The organism is Sphingomonas sp. LH128, from assembly GCF_000293195.2.
GTDB lineage: Bacteria > Pseudomonadota > Alphaproteobacteria > Sphingomonadales > Sphingomonadaceae > Novosphingobium > Novosphingobium resinovorum_A.
Window position 1 is genome coordinate 1 of record NZ_ALVC01000026.1, and the last position, 18,505, is coordinate 18,505.

Consider the following 18,505-nt stretch of genomic DNA (forward strand, 5'->3'; position numbering starts at 1 on the left):
TTTCATGAAAAGCCTCATTTGATGATCGTTGACTTGGCAACCCGGCACTCACGGCATCTCCCTCCAATCTGGATATGCCAATGAATATTGGGTCGGCCCCGACGATCTGCGGCTCCTCCATTAAAGGGCCATCGGTTGTTGGGGTCTCGGCTACGGGCTTCGGGCTACGCCCTCCGCCCTTCACCGACACCCCAACAACCGATTCTCATCTTGATTGTCGCTACGCTCGCATCCTGTCAGTCGCCGCGCAAGCTTTCCCATCCCATACGTGTAACGCTGGCCGTAACGAGACCGTCAGGTGCTGGACGATATACAGAGGTTCGCCGCCATTCCCACCCGCAAAATGGAGAGGGCTGCTGCTGACCAACTCACCCCATTTGATTAGCTCAGCTTATCGCGACATGCGTACTTGGCCGTCTAATCGCTAAGAGGCTGTCGCGCTAACCTCTGCCTCGAAGCAAGAGGACACCCTCTACCTCTCAGAGGACGCCTTCCCGAAGGCAACCGGCACCAGCGACAAGGAATTTTTCAAGATGTCTGGTGCCCGGCACATCGAGACCTACTGGGTGCCTGAGTACGTCGAGCTCGCGCTCAGCAAGCTGGTGCCGTTCTTGTCGCGCACGTTGAGCGCCTGAAGGGTCGCGGTCAGGTAGCCCGCGTTCCCTCCCACGGCACCGTCATTTTCGAGAAGGATGGATTATCGGTATGAAGACAATCACGCGCAGCCTCATCCTCATGTCAGGCACAATGCTCGGTTTAGGGATACCGGGTTTGGCCCAGGCTCAGACCCCCGCAGCGAAGACCGCCAGCCAGCCGTCGCGCGCGCAGCAACTGATGGGCGACATCGATCCCAAGCTGGCTCAGCTGACGGACGAAGTCCTGCTCGGTGATGTATGGGAACGGCCTGGCCTCGCCAAGCGGGACCGTAGCCTCGTCACTGTCGCGGCGCTGATCGCCCTCAATCACCCCGAACAGTTGCGCTCACATATGCAACTCGCACGCCGCAATGGCGTCACTGAGACAGAGATCGTCGAGGCCATCACGCAGCTCGCCTTCTATGCGGGCTGGCCCAATGCGATCAACGCCGTCGGCGTCGCACGTGAGGTGTTTCATCCCAAGAGCGAGGCTGAATGATGCGCGGACTGAGAAAAGCGGCGATGACCATCGGCGCGGCATGTCTGCCGATGCCTGCCGTGGCTGGCGACAACCAAGGAACGATATCGGGTGTTTCCGTCATCCGGGAAGGCTCGAGCGATAAATCCATTGGCGCGGCCGCCAACTTCACGGGGACCGCGCAAGTCGAGGGCCGCTTCCAGCGCGAGGCGCCGGCACGTATCGGCGGCGGCACCGTAACCTTCGCGCACGGCGCGCATACCGCGTGGCACACGCATCCGCTCGGCCAGACCCTCGTGGTTACGCGCGGTCACGGTTTCGTGCAGCAATGGGGGCAGCCGGCCGAGCGGTTCGGACCGGGCGATGTCGTCTGGATCGGCCCCGGCATCAAGCATTGGCACGGCGCAGGGCCCGACGAAGCAATGACCCACGTTGCGTTGACGGAGAGCAGCAATGGCCAGTCCGTCGCATGGGATGAGCTTGTCAGCGATGCCCAGTACGCGGACGCGGTCGGCCATTAGCCGCGATAGCGCAAAGTCTCCACGAACAGCGCGAAAGCCGGCGATGCGTGGCGACGGCTGGGATAATAGAGGTGGTAGCCGGGAAAGGGTTCGCACCAGTCTTCCATCACCCGGATGAGCTCTCCACGCTCGATGTGGGGCATCACCTGATCCTCCGGGAGATAGGCAAGTCCCAGCCCATCGAGTGCCGAGTTGAGGCGCAGACTGATGTTGTTGAAAACCAGCTGCCCTTCGATCCGGACATTGACCTCGTGCCCGTCCTTGTCGAGATCCCAGGGAAAGATGCCGCCATAGGTCGGCAGCCGGATGCCGATGCAGTTATGAGCGGTCAGATCCTGGGGTGAACGCGGCGCGGGATAGCGGGTGAAATAGTCGGGCGAGCCGACGACGGCCATGCGCAGGTCTGGACCGATGCGTACCGCGATCATGTCCTTGGCCAGCTGGTCGCCCAGGCGCACCCCGGCATCGAACCCCCCGGCGACGATATCGGTCAGTCCATAATCGACGACGATCTCTACGCTGATATCGGGATTGTCAGGCAGCAACTTGCGCAACGCCGGCTGCAGAACGGACACTGCGGGATGCTCTCCCGCGTTGATGCGGATCTTGCCGGAGGGCTTGTCGCGTAATTGGCTGAGCGAGGCCAGTTCCTGTGCGATCTCCTCAAAACGCGGCGCCACAGTATCGAACAGGCGGTGACCCGCTTCGGTTGGTGAGACGCTGCGGGTCGTTCGGGTCAGCAGGCGCAGGCCCAGTCTTTCCTCTAGCCCCCTAATCGTCTGGCTGAGCGCCGACTGAGAAACACCCAACTGAGCCGCCGCGCGCGTGAAGCTGCGTTCGCGAGCTACCATCACGAAAGCCGCCAGCTCATTGTAGTTCTCGCCTGCCATTGATTAGACCACCTTATGGCGACATGCCGATTATGGCGCCTAATCGCATTCCGGTGCTGAGGCTATATCCAAACCGACAATTCCCCGTGCTGCCTGTGCCGGATTGCCGGGCAGCCTGACGAACCTTCGGATCGACCTCACAATGACGCAGCGCCTTCAACCTTCCGGCGAACCGCACAAGAGCGCCATTCTGGCGATCATCCTCGTGAGCTACGTGATGATCGTTCTCGACATCTCGGTCGTGCTAACCGGCTTGCCCAAGATCCACGACCAGCTTGGCTTCAGCGAGGCCAATCTCGCCTGGGTGCAGAGCGCCTACACGCTGACTTTCGGGGGCTTCATGCTGCTGGGCGCGCGCGCGGGAGACATCCTCGGACGGCGGCGGATGTTCGTGACGGGCCTTGCCATCTTCACGCTGGCATCCCTCGCAATCGGTGCGTCGCCGTCAGCCACTTGGATGCTGTGGTGGCGGGCGATCCAGGGCCTTGGCGCAGCCGTTCTGGCGCCTTCGACCCTGGCCCTGCTTCAAACTAACTTCGCCGAAGGTCATGAACGCACTCGTGCCGTTTCGTATTATGCGGCGGCCGCAGGTGCATCGGCGACGGTCGGACTGGTCCTTGGCGGCGTCTTGGCCGAATGGGTGTCCTGGCGCGCCGGGTTTTACATCAACCTGCCAGTCGGCATCGGCCTTATCATCGCGTCCTATCGCTGTATCGAGGAGACGCCAAAGCACACAGGTCGCTTCGATCTGCTTGGCGCCCTCACTTCCACGCTGGGCATAGGTGGTCTGGTCTTCGGCTTAATCCGGTCGGCGCAAAACGGATGGAGTGATCCGATCACGATCGTGTCGATTGCCTCAGCGGTCGTGCTCATCGCCGTATTCGTCATGATCGAGCGTCGCGCTGCCCAACCGATCCTGCCGCTGGATCTCTTTTCGAGCCGGGTGCGTTCGGGCGCCTATGCTGCCCGGGTGCTCTATCTGGCCGCCATGGTCGGGTTCTTCTTCTTTACGACCCTCTACCTGCAGGAGGTGAAGGGCTACGGCCCGGCAAAAAGCGGTCTCGCGTTCATCCCGGCGACCATTCTCCATGTGCCTTTCGCCATTGCATTTCCCCGACTGGTCAAGACGTTCAGCGCGAACCGCCTGATGGTCGTGGGCATCGTCATCGGTATCGCGGGTATGGCGCGGCTGAGCTTCGCGGACGCGGGCTCACCCTACATTGCGGGGGTCGCACTGCCGATGCTGCTGATTGGCGTGAGCCAGGGCCTGACGCTCAGCCCGCTGACGTCGGCGGGCGTGGCCGGGGTGGATAACGCGAATGCAGGCGCTGCCTCGGGGGCCGTCAACGTCGCGCACCAGATCGGCAGTTCCGTTGGTCTCAGCGTCCTCGTCGCGGTCGCGGGCGTCGCAAGCGCTGGGCTTCAGGGACAGGCTTTCGCCGTCAGGCGCATTGGCGCCGCGTTCGAAACCGGCACGGTGATGCTGGTTCTCGCCTTGCTGGTGGTGCTCACCACGATCGTCGCCGCAGACAAAGTCTCACAAACCAGACCCTTGGGCGCCACCGGCGCCGCTTGAACAAAGGACAGTTCCCATGAAAACACGTGAACTCGGCCGTACTGGCCTCGAAGTTTCGGAAATCGGCTTTGGCTGCATGGGTCTCAGCTTCGGCTATGGCCCCCCGATGGAGCGCAGCGCAGCAGTAACGCTGATCCGCGATGCCTACGCGCGAGGGGTGACCTTCTTCGACACGGCGGAAGCCTATGGCCCCGGTCTCAACGAGGAAGTGGTGGGCGAGGCGCTGGAGCCAATCCGCGACGAGGTGGTGATCGCAACCAAGTTCGGCTTCGTGAACGGCGTTCCGGCGCAGGGCCTCGACAGCCGCCCGGAGCGTATCCGCCAGGTTGCCGACGAGGCGCTGGGGCGCCTGCGCACCGACAGCATCGATCTGTTCTATCAGCACCGCGTCGATCCCAACGTGCCGATCGAGGATGTGGCAGGCACCGTGAAAGACCTGATCGCAGCGGGCAAGGTCAAGCATTTCGGTATGTCCGAGGCCGGGATAGATGCGATCCGCCGTGCCCATACCGTGCAGCCGGTGGCAGCGCTGCAGAGCGAATATTCGATGTTCTGGCGCGAGCCGGAGAATGCACTGCTGCCGGTGCTCGATGAACTCGGGATCGGCTTCGTCCCGTTCGCTCCGCTGGGCAAAGGCTTCCTGACGGGCAAGATGAGCGCCGATACGGTGTTCGCCAAGGATGACTTCCGCAGCACGGTTCCGCGCTTCCAGACCGACGCCCTTGAGGCCAACCGGGCTCTCGTCGAACTGGTCACGAGCCTCGCGGCCGAGAAGAACGCAACCCCCGCGCAGGTGGCTTTGGCCTGGCTGCTGGCCCAGCGCCCCTCGATCGTGCCGATTCCCGGCACGACCAAGCTGCACCGGCTTGAAGAAAACCTCGGTGCTGTCGCCCTGGAACTGAGCGAGCCTGATCTGGCCCGTATTCGCGACGCGTTGACCGCTATCGAACTGGTGGGCGAGCGCTATCCGGCATCCGCGCAGAGCCTCGTCAATCGCTGATTTGAAACTAAGGATTTCCCATGTCCCAATCCGTTCCCAGCGTCACGTTGAACAACGGCGTGGAAATGCCCAGCCTCGGCTTTGGCGTTTTCCAGGTTCCCGATCCGTCAGAATGCGAGCGCAGCGTGCGTGACGCCATAGATGTCGGCTACCGCCTGCTCGATACCGCCACGTCCTATGGCAATGAAGAAGCCGTCGGGTACGCCATCCGTAGGCACGGCATCGACCGCCGCGAGCTGTTCGTCACCACCAAGCTGTGGATCGAGGACGCCAGCTATGACGGCGCGAAGGCGGCCTTCGAGCGTTCGCTCAACAAGCTGCAGCTCGACTATCTTGACCTCTGGCTGATCCATCAGCCCTACGGCGACGTTTACGGCGCATGGCGGGCCATGCAGGACCTGCACCGCGAAGGCCGCATCCGGGCCATCGGTGTGAGCAACTTCTATCCCGATCGCCTTCTGGATTTCGTGCTGCACAACGAGATCGCGCCCGCTGTCAACCAGATCGAGATTCACCCCTTCCACCAGCAGGACGAGGCGCATGCCTTGCTCGAGGAATACAAGGTTCAGGCGGAGGCCTGGGGACCTTTCGCCGAAGGCAAGAACGGACTGTTCAGCAACGAGTTGCTCGCCTCGATCGGTGCTAAGCACGGCAAAAGCACCGCCCAGGTCGTCCTGCGCTGGCTGAACCAGCGCGGTATCGTCGCGATCCCCAAGTCGGTCCGTAAGGAGCGCATGGCCGAGAACTTCGCGATCTTCGACTTTGCCCTCGATGACGAGGATATCGCCGCGATCGCCACGCTCGACCAGAAGGCCAGCAGCTTCTTCGACCATCGCGATCCGGCGATGGTGAAATGGCTCGGCACCCGCAAGCTCTGATCGAAAGGCGAAACCATGTCAGATGAAGCAGCATCAGGGCAGGTCAGCCGGCGTGGCCGGTACGGGCGTTGCCCTCGCGGCGCTCGGCGCGGGTACAGGCAGGGCAGCCAGCGCCACCGCAGCAACGGCCCCAGGCAAGGCGGACCAGGCCGGCGATCGTCGCAAACTGGGCTCGCTTGAGGTCTCCGCCGTCGGTCTCGGTGTCCAGAACATGCACCGGACCTATCAGACGACCATTCCAGACCGTGCGGAGATGATCCGCGTCATACGCGCGGCTTATGATAGCGGCGTCACCCTGTTCGACACGGCGGAAGTTTCTTGATTGCCCATGGTATGGCAGCCGCCAGATGGTCCGACTTCTGCATGATGTCGGTCGCCGGCGGGTGCGGCGGCTGATGGGGAAGATGGGCCTGACACCGATCTACCAGCGATCCGCATCCACAACACCGGATCTATCCGTACCTGCTGCACAAGCTGGCGATTGAGCGGCCCAATCATGTGTGGTGCGCCGACGGGACCTACATCCCGATGCGGCGTGGTTCCTATACCTGGTAGCGATCATGGATTGGGCGACCCGCAAAGTGCTGGCCTGGCGCCTGTCGAACACGATGGGTGCTGGCTTCTGCGTCTGACTCGACGACGGGGCCAAGCACAACAACCGCCATCTTGGATTCCACCGCATAAATCAACAAATGACAATAACTTTTATCAATGTTTAATTTTGAGATGTCCGTGTATGCGATGAGGGTGCGAACAGGTTCGTGAACAAACTCAGTGAACTGGTCGAGCTGGCGCCCGATGATGTCGCAATGTTGGAAGCAGTCACGGCGCGAAGTCGGAAATATGCCGCTCGGCAGGATGTAATCCGCGAAGGTGACAGACCCGGCCCGGTGTTCGTATTGCTTGAAGGCTGGGCTTGCCGCTACAAGATTCTGCCGAGTGGAACGCGGCAGGTGATGGCATTCCTGATGCTTGGCGACTCATGCTATCTTCACGTGAATATTCTGGCGGAGATGGACCACAGCATCCAGGCAATTTCCCCGGCGATGATAGCCACTATCTCGCGATCCGAAATGCAGGAAATACTGGATGATTATCCGAACATCGCGCGGGCCATGTACGCAGCGCAGCCCATCGACGAGGCGACAATGCGGGCCTGGATCGTCAGCATGGGACGCCGCAGCAACATCGAGCGCGCGGCGTACCTGATGTGCGAACTCTATGTCCGCGCAAGGAGTATCGGCTTGGCTGACGACGACAGTTTTGCATTTCCCTTATCCCAGCTGATACTTGCGGATGCGCTCGGAATGACGGCTGTGCACATTAACAGGGTACTCAAGGAATTGCAGCTGCGCGGAGCGACGGAGCTAAATCGCGGCAGTCCGAACATTATTAATCCGACAAAACGCGTTCAGATAGCCGGGTTTGACGAGAACTACCTTCATCGACGTTTGAATAATACGTTTTGAACTACGGCAGAAAAGTGTGCCTTGGGTTCCCATGGCCGCGCAATCACAAGGTGCCGATGGGTATTGCTATCGTTACGCCCAGCCCCGGCATTTTATCTTCCAGTCTGATTTCACCGCCATGGGCACTCGCAACCGCCGCCGCCAGGCTCAACCCAAGACCGTTACCCGGCGTCGTCCGGCTCGCTTCGCCACGGTAGAAGCGGCGGACCAGGGCCGATCGTTCCTTGTCGGAAACGCCAGGACCATTGTCCGCTATCTCAACCAGGGCGAAACTGGCCGATTGCCGTAACGAGAGGCGGATTTGTGTTCCTCGCGGCGTATGAATGCGCGCATTGTCGAGAATGTTGCTGGCCGCCTGCGCGAGAAGTTCACGGTCGCCAGCCACGTGAATATCGGGCTCGATCGCCCATATCAACTCTTGCCCGCAGTCCAGTAAAGCGGGCTGGAAACCATCGGCGACAACTTCGACGAGCGCGGACAAATCGATCCGCGCAAACCCTCTACTCAGGCCGCCGCCTTCCACTTCGGTTATGCGTAATATGGCGCTGAAGAGTCGAAGAAGATGGTCGCCCTGCGCTATAGCCCGTTCAACGGCTCCTTCGGTTTGCCCGACCTGATCGAGTTCGCCGCGCAGCCGTAGCAGCGGGGTGCGAAGGTCATGGGCCACGTCGCTGGATACCTGGCGCAAGTTCTCCATCAATCCTGCGATGCGATCGAGCATGGCGTTGAGTGCACAAGCGACCCTGTCGAACTCATCTTGTCGGCCGCTGACGGCAATGCGACGGGTTAGATCGCCGGCGACGACGGCGTTGGCGGTTTCGGTCACGACCGACAGTCGATGCACCAGATAACGGCCAAGCAGCACGGCGCCGATGGCTCCGGTCGCAAGTACCAGTACGAATGCACCGCCGAACAGTGCGAGGATGGTGCGATCGATCGCCGCGATCGCCACTGAATCGAGCCCCACCGCCAACCTGCTGCCGTCGGAAAGCGTAACCGCCTTGATGCGGATCGTGCCATCCTCATCGCGCATTCCTGGCAATCGGGCGGTCGTGAAACCAACCGCCGGCTTGGCGAACGCAGCATGCCCTCCCAGCCGTCGGCCTGTGGTTGCGAACAGCGCGTAGCTGAAGGCATGCCGGGTTCGCCACGCTTCGCGTCGCTCGATCTCGCGGATAAGAGCGGCATCCAGTCCTTCCTGCGCAAGATCTTCGAGTTCTTCGGCGATCACTCCGTCGCGCTGATGCCGGAATTGCGCATCGGCGGCGAAATAGACGGCCGTGCCCAAGACCAGGATCGCAGCCGCGAATGCCCCGGCGTAGGAGAATGCAATCCGATATGCGGCGCTTGAGCGGATGTCAGGCATCGATGCGCATGCGATATCCCACGCCCCGGACGGTCTCGATCAAATCGCAATGGAACCCTTCGCGAAGCTTGGAACGCATCCGACTGAGATGGCTTTCGACGATGTTCGTCTCAGGATCGAAATGAAATCCCCATACCTGCTCGAGTATCATGGTCCGGGTCACCGCCTTGCCGGCGTTGCGCATCAGCACTTCCAGGATACCGAATTCGCGCGGCTGCAAGTGGATGGGACGCCGTCCACGCGTCACTTCCCGGCGCAGCATGTCGATCACGACATCGCCCACTTCCAGACGGGTCACCGCGGAGTTGATCGGCGGGCGACGCAGCAGGGCATTCACTCTCGCGACCAGTTCTGCCAGAGCAAAAGGCTTCACGAGATAATCGTCCGCGCCTGCATCCAGCCCGGCTACGCGATCCGCGATGCCGCCCTTGGCCGTGAGCACCAGGACAGGTGCCAATACCCCCGCCTCGCGCAGTTTTCTGAGGACATCCAGCCCCTCCAGCCCTGGAAGCATGCGGTCGAGGATTACGATGTCGAAACTCTCGCCGGTTCCAGCCTCGATTGCTTCCAGGCCGCTTTCGACCATATGGACCGCAATGCTGCAGGCGGCGAGGCCGCGTTTGACAAAAACGGCCGTTGCCGGATCGTCTTCAGCCAGAAGTGCGCGCACGATAGCAAACTCCTGCAGTTTCACCCTGCGGCGGTGATTAACCGGGGCCCCGCACGCCAGCCCCGTGTGCCAACAACGAGGCCGTACGAAAAGAGCGTTTACCCCCGTCGAATACGCTTGCCCTGAAAGTAGTGCAGCAGGAACATCGGCAAGGCGAGGATCCCCACGATCCAGTGTGCGGTGCTCGTCACCCCTCGCCAATCCTCGTCCCCCACATAATAGAGCATGAAGCCGCTGACGATGAGCAGCCCGGCCACGCTCAGCAACGAAATGCCCAGCGCCCGCTGGCTCCTGTATGTCCAGCCGCGCCAGACGTGCACGACCAGCAAGCTTCCGAGCCCCAGCAGCACGATCTGCATGGCGGCGCCGTGAATGCGCAGCATCCACGGTTCCAGCGGGTTGGCTTCGGGGCCGAAGTCGCTCTGCACCTGGATGAAGTTGTGCAGCAGCAGCCACGCTACGCCACTGATCCAGAGGGCAGCGCAGCCCCAGCACAAGAGGCGGACTTGCCAGCGTGCGAGCTTGGCGGTCTTGAGATGCAGCATCAGTGGAGCACCCTCAAAGCGCGTCGGTCGATCAGTTCGGCATTCAAGTCGGCAAGAACGCGCTCGGCCATCGCCGGGGATGCAAGAGCGACTTTGGTCATGGCGTCGGCGATGACGCACCGATCGGCGATGACAGTCACGGCATTGTCGGCCAGTACCGGGGCTTGCCGCAGGACATGGGGACTGGTTGCACCTGCGTGATGCCGGCGGCGGTCGTGAAGATTGCTCGAACTCGCCAGGGCCGCATTCCGAACGGCAAGAGAGCCGCCAATCGTTTCATCGGCTTCCCTCAGGTGCACGATTTCCTCCCATTCCCCGAAGACCCGCAGATCGCCCCCGGCATTGACGGTTCCAGACGAGGCCCCAGCTTCCATCAAAGCATCCACGGCGCAATCGACCGCATATCCCTTGGCGATGCCGCCAAGGTCCAACAAAACGCGCCGGGAAACTGACACGTGTGTTTCGTCGAGGATTTCCACATCGAGCATGCCGCCGTCCCATTCCTTGTCCCGATACCCGTTGGGTTCGGGCAGGAAGCCCCATTCTACCAGCCGGGTGCCCACCGCCGCATCGAACACGCCATCAGTGCGACGATAGAGGTCCTGTGCAAGCCGCAGGACCTCTATCGTCGCCGTGTCAACCGCCACGCCGGCGCCGGGGCGTGCTTTGCGCAATGCGGCCAGATCGCTGCCCTCCGAATGGAAGGACATCCGCGGGTGGATGTGCTCGATCCGGGCGAATGCGGAATCGATTGCCGCTGCCGCCACTTTCGGGACGGCGATCTCGACGAAAGTTCCCAGGATCGGTCGGCACCGCCGGGCATTTTCTTCACGCATGTGCAAGAACGATGGCATAAGTCGCCAGCACGCGCCTCACTCCGTCGGTGATATGGTTGCAGGAAAGCGTCGCTCCGGAGACATTCTTGATGTCGCCGCCGAGCTTCAACGACTGACCCGACCGCTTGCCGACGAACTGCTGTCGCCATCGCGGATCGCGGACCTGACCACCATACGCTTCGCGATAGTCGAGTATCTCGACATCGCGCACTGCCCCGCTGCCGTCCAACGACACAGCATAGGTGATGAACTCGTGCTTGCCCACCACTTCATCGACGATGAACCAGCCGCCGTCCGCCGCGCGCCAGGCGCGAAGATTGTGCGACAGGGGATTTTCCCCCGATGCCTTGCGGATCGCCGCGACCTGTTCGGCAGTCAACGTGCGGAATTGCGGCGTCAGGGCCTGGCGCGGGAACATCTGGTTCTGCGCCTGCTCGACCGTCAGGTATACGGTCGCCTGCGCTGGTGCAGCCAGGGTGAGCGTCGCCAGCGGAAGGATGCGATAGGAAAAATGTGCCATGGCGCGGTCCTAGAAATAATATCCGACCTTGAGACGGAAACGATACTTTTCGAAGTCGTCGGCATTCGTGATACCGTTGACGACAAAGCTCTCGGCAGCAGGATTAGCGTAGTCCTTCGCCCACGGCATCTGGAACAGCGTCGTGAACGTCGCAAAGAAGTGCCGGCCGCCGTAATGCATCGTCGGTCCAAGGTACCAGGCCTGGTTGGTGCGGTTGGAGGCCTTGAATGGATTGAGCCCTGCCCATTCGCGCTCGTTCTGCAATTCGCCGCCGACCGACCAGTTCGACGTGAAACGATAACTTCCAGCGAAACCGAAATTGACGTCGGTTTCCTTGTCCCAATGCGTAACGAATTCTTCAGAGGTGGGATCTGCGCTTGAATCGCCGAGCAGCTTGCGCCACTCGTAGCCCAGCGTTGCATTGGCCGCGAAGACCAGTTTGTCGTCCAGGAAATTCTTTTGAAGAATCAATCGCGCCTCCATCTCGCGCGTGCGCGGACCGATCGAGGGTTCCAGATAGAGCGCGACCCCGACGCCGTTCGTGTAGGGGCTTGAAATCCGGTAAATTCCTTCGACGGAAACGGATTCCAGACGTGCCTTGCTGAAGCGTCGAGCCGGGTCCGAGGCGAAGTCGGCAAACACTTCGGGCGGCACTGTATCGCCGCTGGGCGTGTTGCCCTTCACGTTCGCGTAAGCCAGGTTGGCGTAACCGGACAACTGGAAATTGTCCGTGACGCCGTGCGAAACTTCCGTGCGCGTCTGCAGCAGGTGAAAGTCCCCCTGCGAACGACCCTCGCGCAGCGTAACCCACTGTTCTACCTCCGATTGGTCTTTCGGCAGGGTATCGGTCGTGTAGATGTAACCGAACAGGGGTTCATCCGCGCAAGCGGGCGCCGCCACGAGGGTGCTTGCTACAAAAATTCCCCAAGCGCTCGTTTTCCAGTACGTCACGTCGTCCTCCATGATGCGATTAATTCGCATTACCGAGAAGCCCGACTTCGGTTGGTTATAAAGTCCCAATGTTCCTGAACAGCCGAGGGTAAGCGCGGCGTGCATGTCGATGCCGAGATCGTGGCGGGCGTGACGAAAGCGACCGCCGGGCTAGTCGTGCTTTTGGGCCGTTCCTACGACGGATCGGTGATCAGCGAGGTTGCGGAAGGCGCGGCTAACGTGAAGGGGCTGGTCTACGTCGCCGCTTTCGCTCCAGAGGCGGGCGAGACCGCACTCGGTCTGATCGGCAGGTTCCCCGGCAGCACGCTGCCGGGCGGAGCCAACGACCTGGACATTCAGCAGAAGCTCTTCCCTGCCCAGTTCGCCGCCGACGTGCCTGCGGCGCAGGCTCGACTGATGGCCGCCGGGCAGCTTCCCGTGATGGATGCGGTACTTTCCGAACCCTCTGCCCAACCGGCATGGAAGCATATGCCGTCATGGTTCGTCTATGGCGATGCCGACCGAAACATTCCCCCGGCCGCCATGCACTTCATGGCGCAACTGATCGAGCGCGCCGATGCGGTGCCCCATTCCCCCAGCGGCGCGTCAATCGCCCACGGCTTGCCGGACCGCAGCGCGAGTATACCATAAAGACCCGATCGGCGCCCGCGTCGGCTTTGCATGACAAGCGGCGCAGGAACGGATCAGAGCTTCATTGGAGTTAGGCATGTGATTGTCGAACTGGCCGTAACCCCATCCACCACTAGCTGCGCAGCGGCGAGCATCCTTGACGCTAACCTGCACATTGGTGGGTTCACCCGCTACGAAGGATTGCGGCGCAGGAAACACGGCATCGTTGCGCGGCGAAGATTCGTGACGCCACACCGGCCTGACGATCACCGCGCCATCGGGGAACGAGTGGATGCCCTTGCGATAGGCGCGCACCGCGATGGCGTTTCCGAGGGTGGCCCGGATATCATCGTTCTTCCCCGCCTCATGCGCAACGCTGATGAGCTTCCAGTCGCGGCATCCGGCGGGAAGGCACGCCATAGACCGGCGCGGCATCGGCTTCCCATCGCACAGTTCCGGCCGCCCCGGAGGCACCCAGCAAGACGAATGAGGCGCCAAGAATGCAGGACGAGATACGGATCATGCGCCCATCCTGCCGACATCGAGGACTGTCTTGGCAAATGCCACCGGCGCTTCCCGCGGCTGGTTGTGACCGACGCCACTCGCGATCAGCCGGTGCTAATAGGGTCCTGCAAACTTCGCGCGGTAAGCAGGCGGATCGGGATGCGGCGCACCATTGGCATCGCCCTCCACGGTGATGGCAAGGATTGTAACGAGCGGCCGGCACTTGAGAAAGCCACATCGTGCTTCATCGCAACCTCCGTTGATGAATGACAGGCAGGATTGTGGCTGCGGTCATTGCGGAACGCCCGTTATCGTTCGTTAGCGCGCGCACGCTGCACGAAGGGCCACTTACCGGGAGAGCACCACCCGACGTTCCATGCCAATCTCACGGAGCAAATGCCTCGTCGTGGCTCCCATCAGCGGTGCCCTGGCCGGAACCGAGCCGCCTGAAATTCTCAAGAATAGTCGCTTCCTGATCGAGCAACGCAGATTCTTGCCCTGAAGGATTACCGCCCAGTGCAGCCTCATTGTGCCGCTTTGCATCGATGAGTGCGCGTAGATTCGTGAAAGCCTCAAGAGGCTCATCGCCTCGCCAGATCATAGGTGTAGAGAGCACCCTGTCTGATACCATCTCAGTTGCATCGTCATACGTCCGATTGCAGGAATCGGCATCCAAAGTGCGCGCACTGATGGTGATAACAGGTCATTTTTGCATTTTCGTTCTGGCTAGGTTCAGACGGCCTCCAAGCTGCTTATGACACTTTTTGTATCTATGTTGTAAAATTGCAACTTAACTGCAACATTAAGCAATCATTGGGAAATCTTCTTTGAAAGCGTTGGCGAGCCGGGGCTAGAGGGCTCCCCATGAGCGTAAACACGCGCGCTCTGAGCGGCATCGACCGCACTTCCGGCGAGCTTGGTCACACATCTTGCCGGGGTAAAGGACAAGGAACGTAGACTTGAAGACACCCCCCCAGAAGGCCGTGCTGCGCAGCGCGACTTGCCTGACCGCATTCGCGTTGCTGTGCGGTACTGCTTATGCCCAGGACGCCGCCCCCCAGGCTGCCGACGCAGGCGAAGAGAACACCATCGTCGTCACCGGTTCGATCACCCGTAATCCGGCCGCCGCCACTGCCTCGCCGGTAGTATCGGTCACCGCGGACGATCTGAGCAAGCGCGGCATTACCACGGTATCGGACGCACTGCAGTCGCTGACCGCCAACAATGCGGGCACGATCCCCGCCAGTTGGTCGGCAAACGGTTTCACCACCGGCGCCACCGCCCCTTCGCTTCGCGGCTTCAACAACGCCTACACGCTGACCCTGTTCGACGGCATGCGCACCGCGTACTACCCGCTGGCGGACGACACCCAGCGCAACATCGTCGACATCAACTCGATCCCCAGCAGCTCGGTGCAGAGCATCGACACCTTGCTTGACGGCGCCTCGGCAACCTACGGTTCGGACGCGATCGCCGGTGTGGTCAACGTCATCACCAAGCGCCAGGTCCAGGGCCTGCACCTCGACGGTTCGATGGGTATCTCGCAGCGCGGCGACGGCGGCGAGCAGCGCATCAACGCGACCTACGGCTATGGCGACCTGAACGATCAGGGCTTCAACATCTATGCCAGCGCCGAGTACCAGCACAACGACTCGCTGTACCTGCGCGACCGCAGCGGGCCCTGGAGCACTGCCGACCAAAGCAGCATCTGCGGCACCGCCGAACAGGGCTGCCTGACCAACTCGATCCGCAACGGCATCCAGGCCGACGGCAGCTACAATGGCTTCCAGTCGACCACTGTCAACTTCGGCCAGTCCACCCATACCACGATCGACGCCAATGGCAACTACGTTCCGGTCTACAGCACCGGCGACAAGCCCGCGATCCTCTACAATGGCTCGTATCAGTTGCTCAACGCAGGCGCCGGCTGCGGTGGCCTGACCGCGCAGACGCTGACCCCCGGCCAGCAGGCTTCGACCGCGAACGCGAACAACGGCGTCAACAACGCGCCGTCGGTGGTCTGCCAGCAGGACCTCGTCAACGACTACAGCATGTACACGGCCGCAACGACCCGCAAGGGCGCGTCGCTGCGCGGCACGGTGAAGGTCGGCAGCAATGCCGAGGCCTTCATCGCGCTCAACTACTACAACGTGAAGACCGCCAACGAGAACGTGAACTCGTCTTGGGCGGGCCAGACCGCAGCGGGCGGCACCCAGATCGCCGCGACCAACGTATTCCTGCCGGTCTACGTCTGCCCCACCGGCACCGCGTCGGTCGTTGGCGGCAACCTGCTGGCGACGGGCTGCAACGCCTCGAACGGCACGCTGAACCCGAACAACCCTTACGCCGCGCAGGGCCAGCTCGCTCGTCTGAGCGGCATGCCCGACCAGCCGCGCCGCACCTACACCGACGCCAAGACCTATCGCATCGCGGCGGGCATCAACGGCAGCTTCGGTGACGGCTGGAACTACTCGGTCGGCGCGACGGCTTCGGAAGTCACGCTGGACGTCAAGAACACCGGCTACATCTACCTGCAGGGCCTGGCCAACGCCATCGCCCAGGGCACCTACAACTTCGTCGATCCTTCGGCGAATTCGGCTGAAGCCCGCCAGCAGATCTTCCCCGACCAGAACAAGCGCGCCACCTCCAAGCTGGCGCAGGTCATCGGCACGCTCAGCAAGGACGTGTTCGAACTGCCGGGCGGCATGGTCAACATCGCCGTCGCGGGCCAGTACCGCTACGAGTCGATCAACAACCCCAGCTCGAACGCCCCGGACAACGAAAATCCCTACGCGCGCTACTACGGCATCAATGCCGTGGGCGTGAAGGGCAACCGCGATATCTGGTCGACCTCGTACGAAATCTCCGTGCCGATCGTGGACCAGTTCCGCATGAAGTTCGACGGATCGTATGACCACTACTCGACCGGCCAGAAGAACTTCTCGCCCAAGTTCGAGGCGGAGTTCAAACCCGTCGACCAGCTCAAGCTGCGCGGCACGTTCTCCAAGGGCTTCCGTGCCCCGAACCTGAACGAATCGTTCCAGCTGCCCGCTACCGGCTACCAGAGCTCGCAGATCAACTGCACGCAGGCGCTCTATGCCGCCTTCTGCGACGCTCACAAGAGCAACCCCGCCTATTATGCAGGTACATATTCGCCGGGTTCGACCAATTCGGGGAACCCCGACCTGAAGGCGGAGAAGTCGACCTCGTACACGCTGGGCGCAGTGCTGCAGCCGACCCGCAACATCACGTTCACGCTCGATTACTGGCACACCAAGATCAAGAACCTGATCACCTCGGTCAGCATCGGCGACGCGATCCAGGAATACTACGCCAACAACGGCGTCGTGAACCTGCCGGGCGTCACCGTGCTTCCGGGGCAGGCGGATCCGCAAAACCCGGATGCGCTGCCGCTGCTGGGCCAGGTCGTCAGCTCGTTCAAGAACCAGAACGCGATGATGGGTTCGGGCATCGACTTCTCGGCCGATGCGCGCATCTACCTCAGCGACAAGATCACCTGGCAGAGCAAGGCCAACGCCTCGTATCTGATCCGTCTCCAGCAGGAGAACCAGGAGGCCGACGGCAGCACCACGATTTGGCGCTATGACGGTTCGCTGGGCGGCTGCAACCTGACCTCGTGCTCGGGCGCCCCGCGCTTCCGCGTGACCTGGCAGAATACGCTGGACTTCAACAACAAGGCCAGCCTGACCCTGACAGCAAACTACACCAGCGGCTATTCGTCGACTTCGGCGGATGCCGGCGGCGTCTACAAGAACTGCGCGGAAAGCGGCGATAACGGTCAGCTGCTGACGTACGGCAACGGCGATCCGGTGCAGTGCCACGGCCCGAGCACCTTCGATCTCGACGCACACGGCGAAGTCAAGGTCGCCGACCGCTTCAAGCTGTACTTCGACGTGCTGAACGTTCTTGACGGCAAGCCCAAGTACGATCCGAACGCGGGCTATGGCCTCTACCAGTTCAACCCGGCCTGGCAGGACCGTCTCTTCATGGGCCGTTACCTGCGCGTCGGTGCGAAGGTCGATTTCTAAGTCTTGACGAGGTGACCGTTCCCGCCGCTCCTGAATTCAGGAGCGGCGGGAACGCGAGGCGGGGCCAGGAAGGAGTGTCCCTTGTTCCTGGCCCCGCTTCGCAATCTTTCGAGATTCGGTTCAAAGTGTATAAGCGCTCTGTACGCTACGAGCGGCTGTAGACCCGTGACGTCGCCCAGGCACCACTTTGCAGACGGAATTACAGTTGTCTCTGCCCGTTGCCCGAGGCAAATATCTGTACTGCGTTCTCCTCAGAGTTTCACCGATGATCCGTGTCCTGGTGGTCGATGATCACCCAATCGTTTGCGAAGGATTGAGCGCGATCATCGAAAACGAGGACGATCTATCGATCGCCGGAACGGCCGGTGATGGCATCGAAGCAGCGCATCAGTTCACCCAGCTTCGGCCCGACGTCGTGTTGATGGACATGCAGATGCCGAAGGCGAGCGGCGCGGAGGCCATCGCCACTATCCTCGCCGATGATCCCACCGCAAGGATCATCGTATTATCGACTTATGCTGGCGATGCGTCCGCTACGCGAGCACTCAAGATGGGTGCGGCCGGATACATGCTCAAGAGCAATGCCCGGAAGGTCATCGTTCAGGCCATCAGGGACGTCCATGCCGGTAAGCGGTTCATCGATGGTTCGGTCGCTTCTGAAATCGCCAACCATGTCGGAGAGCGCGATCTGACCCCGCGCGAGGCTCAGGTCCTCGAGGAAGCGGCGAAAGGCAACGGCAACCGTGAAATCGCGCAACGCCTGGGTATCTCGGAAGAGACCGTGAAGCATTATTTCAAGAGCGTTTTTACCAAATTAAGCGTCTCGGATCGGACACATGCCGTCATGGAGGCCGTGCGCCGCGGCATGCTTTCGATCTAGGACGTAAACTCATAAACAGCACCATTGAGGCGCCGGAATGGCAAACAACTCGGGCCGAAGCGGCCACCGGAAGGGCTGGTTGCCCTTCCAAGGCCGCTTCGGTTCGAGATGGAAGCCATTCCGGCGTC

Annotated in this window: 18 protein-coding genes and 1 pseudogene; 11 read left to right on the plus strand and 8 right to left on the minus strand. The window is 61.4% G+C overall.

The features are described from left to right. Window positions 1-771 precede the first annotated feature (771 nt). Both LH128_RS02695 and LH128_RS02700 read left to right on the plus strand, forming a co-directional pair. Window positions 772-1,134, plus strand: coding sequence for a carboxymuconolactone decarboxylase family protein (locus tag LH128_RS02695; protein ID WP_008828038.1), 363 nt, complete (start codon window positions 772-774; stop codon window positions 1,132-1,134). Continuing rightward, on the plus strand, window positions 1,131-1,634 hold the full coding sequence (locus LH128_RS02700; protein WP_008828039.1) for a (R)-mandelonitrile lyase: 504 nt from the start codon (window positions 1,131-1,133) through the stop codon (window positions 1,632-1,634). The genes LH128_RS02695 and LH128_RS02700 overlap by 4 nt, the downstream gene beginning before the upstream one ends. Here the strand turns inward: LH128_RS02700 and LH128_RS02705 are convergent. After that, complete coding sequence (locus tag LH128_RS02705; protein WP_008828040.1) at window positions 1,631-2,524, minus strand: LysR family transcriptional regulator; 894 nt, start codon at window positions 2,522-2,524, stop codon at window positions 1,631-1,633. The genes LH128_RS02700 and LH128_RS02705 overlap by 4 nt on opposite strands. A 142-nt stretch (window positions 2,525-2,666) precedes the next feature. Here LH128_RS02705 and LH128_RS02710 point away from each other — a divergent pair, with 142 nt between their 5' ends. The 6 genes and pseudogenes from LH128_RS02710 (at window position 2,667) to LH128_RS02730 (ending at window position 7,447) form a co-directional block, all read left to right on the plus strand. Continuing rightward, a complete protein-coding gene (locus tag LH128_RS02710) occupies window positions 2,667-4,100 on the plus strand; it encodes an MFS transporter (RefSeq protein WP_008828041.1) in 1,434 nt (477 codons plus the stop codon). A 16-nt stretch (window positions 4,101-4,116) separates the two neighbouring features. Further along, window positions 4,117-5,100 (plus strand): aldo/keto reductase, encoded by a 984-nt coding sequence (locus LH128_RS02715; protein WP_008828042.1) that lies wholly within the window; start codon window positions 4,117-4,119, stop codon window positions 5,098-5,100. Between the two features lie 20 nt (window positions 5,101-5,120). Further along, window positions 5,121-5,978 carry an aldo/keto reductase gene (locus LH128_RS02720; protein ID WP_008828043.1) on the plus strand — a complete coding sequence of 286 codons (858 nt, stop codon included), beginning with the start codon at window positions 5,121-5,123 and terminating at the stop codon, window positions 5,976-5,978. A 22-nt stretch (window positions 5,979-6,000) separates the two neighbouring features. Then, the gene (locus tag LH128_RS34130) at window positions 6,001-6,300 is read left to right on the plus strand and encodes an aldo/keto reductase (RefSeq protein ID WP_008828044.1); all 300 of its coding nucleotides are present in this window, start codon (window positions 6,001-6,003) and stop codon (window positions 6,298-6,300) included. Then, window positions 6,290-6,607 (plus strand): annotated as a pseudogene (locus tag LH128_RS31850) (DDE-type integrase/transposase/recombinase); the annotation flags it as partial. The gene LH128_RS34130 and the pseudogene LH128_RS31850, both read left to right, overlap by 11 nt. Before the next feature lie 132 nt (window positions 6,608-6,739). After that, window positions 6,740-7,447, plus strand: coding sequence for a Crp/Fnr family transcriptional regulator (locus LH128_RS02730; protein ID WP_008828045.1), 708 nt, complete (start codon window positions 6,740-6,742; stop codon window positions 7,445-7,447). Window positions 7,448-7,490: 43 nt separating this feature from the next. Here the strand turns inward: LH128_RS02730 and LH128_RS02735 are convergent, their stop codons facing one another. From LH128_RS02735 to LH128_RS02760, 6 genes are all read right to left on the minus strand, one after another. After that, window positions 7,491-8,813, minus strand: a complete 1,323-nt coding sequence (locus tag LH128_RS02735; protein WP_008828046.1) for a HAMP domain-containing sensor histidine kinase — start codon at window positions 8,811-8,813, stop codon at window positions 7,491-7,493. After that, window positions 8,806-9,483 carry a response regulator transcription factor gene (locus tag LH128_RS02740; protein ID WP_008828047.1) on the minus strand — a complete coding sequence of 226 codons (678 nt, stop codon included), beginning with the start codon at window positions 9,481-9,483 and terminating at the stop codon, window positions 8,806-8,808. Before LH128_RS02740 ends, LH128_RS02735 begins: the two co-directional genes overlap by 8 nt. A gap of 98 nt (window positions 9,484-9,581) precedes the next feature. Further along, on the minus strand, window positions 9,582-10,028 hold the full coding sequence (locus LH128_RS02745; RefSeq protein ID WP_008828048.1) for a hypothetical protein: 447 nt from the start codon (window positions 10,026-10,028) through the stop codon (window positions 9,582-9,584). Beyond that, window positions 10,028-10,882, minus strand: coding sequence for an FAD:protein FMN transferase (locus LH128_RS02750; RefSeq protein WP_008828049.1), 855 nt, complete (start codon window positions 10,880-10,882; stop codon window positions 10,028-10,030). The genes LH128_RS02745 and LH128_RS02750 overlap by 1 nt, the downstream gene beginning before the upstream one ends. Beyond that, entirely contained in the window at window positions 10,857-11,384 is a 528-nt protein-coding gene (locus LH128_RS02755) for an FMN-binding protein (protein ID WP_008828050.1), read from the minus strand. Before LH128_RS02755 ends, LH128_RS02750 begins: the two co-directional genes overlap by 26 nt. Before the next feature lie 9 nt (window positions 11,385-11,393). Continuing rightward, entirely contained in the window at window positions 11,394-12,440 is a 1,047-nt protein-coding gene (locus LH128_RS02760; protein ID WP_202950083.1) for a DUF6662 family protein, read from the minus strand. Here LH128_RS02760 and LH128_RS02765 point away from each other — a divergent pair. Next, window positions 12,435-12,965, plus strand: a complete 531-nt coding sequence (locus LH128_RS02765) for an alpha/beta fold hydrolase (protein WP_008828052.1) — start codon at window positions 12,435-12,437, stop codon at window positions 12,963-12,965. The two genes, LH128_RS02760 and LH128_RS02765, sit on opposite strands and share 6 nt — an antisense overlap. Here LH128_RS02765 and LH128_RS31855 read toward each other — a convergent pair. Next, on the minus strand, window positions 12,921-13,364 hold the full coding sequence (locus LH128_RS31855) for a cytochrome P460 family protein (RefSeq protein ID WP_248006199.1): 444 nt from the start codon (window positions 13,362-13,364) through the stop codon (window positions 12,921-12,923). The two genes, LH128_RS02765 and LH128_RS31855, sit on opposite strands and share 45 nt — an antisense overlap. Before the next feature lie 1,043 nt (window positions 13,365-14,407). Here LH128_RS31855 and LH128_RS02775 point away from each other — a divergent pair. After that, complete coding sequence (locus LH128_RS02775; RefSeq protein WP_008828053.1) at window positions 14,408-17,497, plus strand: TonB-dependent receptor domain-containing protein; 3,090 nt, start codon at window positions 14,408-14,410, stop codon at window positions 17,495-17,497. A gap of 205 nt (window positions 17,498-17,702) precedes the next feature. After that, entirely contained in the window at window positions 17,703-18,377 is a 675-nt protein-coding gene (locus LH128_RS02780) for a response regulator transcription factor (protein ID WP_327195040.1), read from the plus strand. Window positions 18,378-18,505 lie beyond the last annotated feature (128 nt).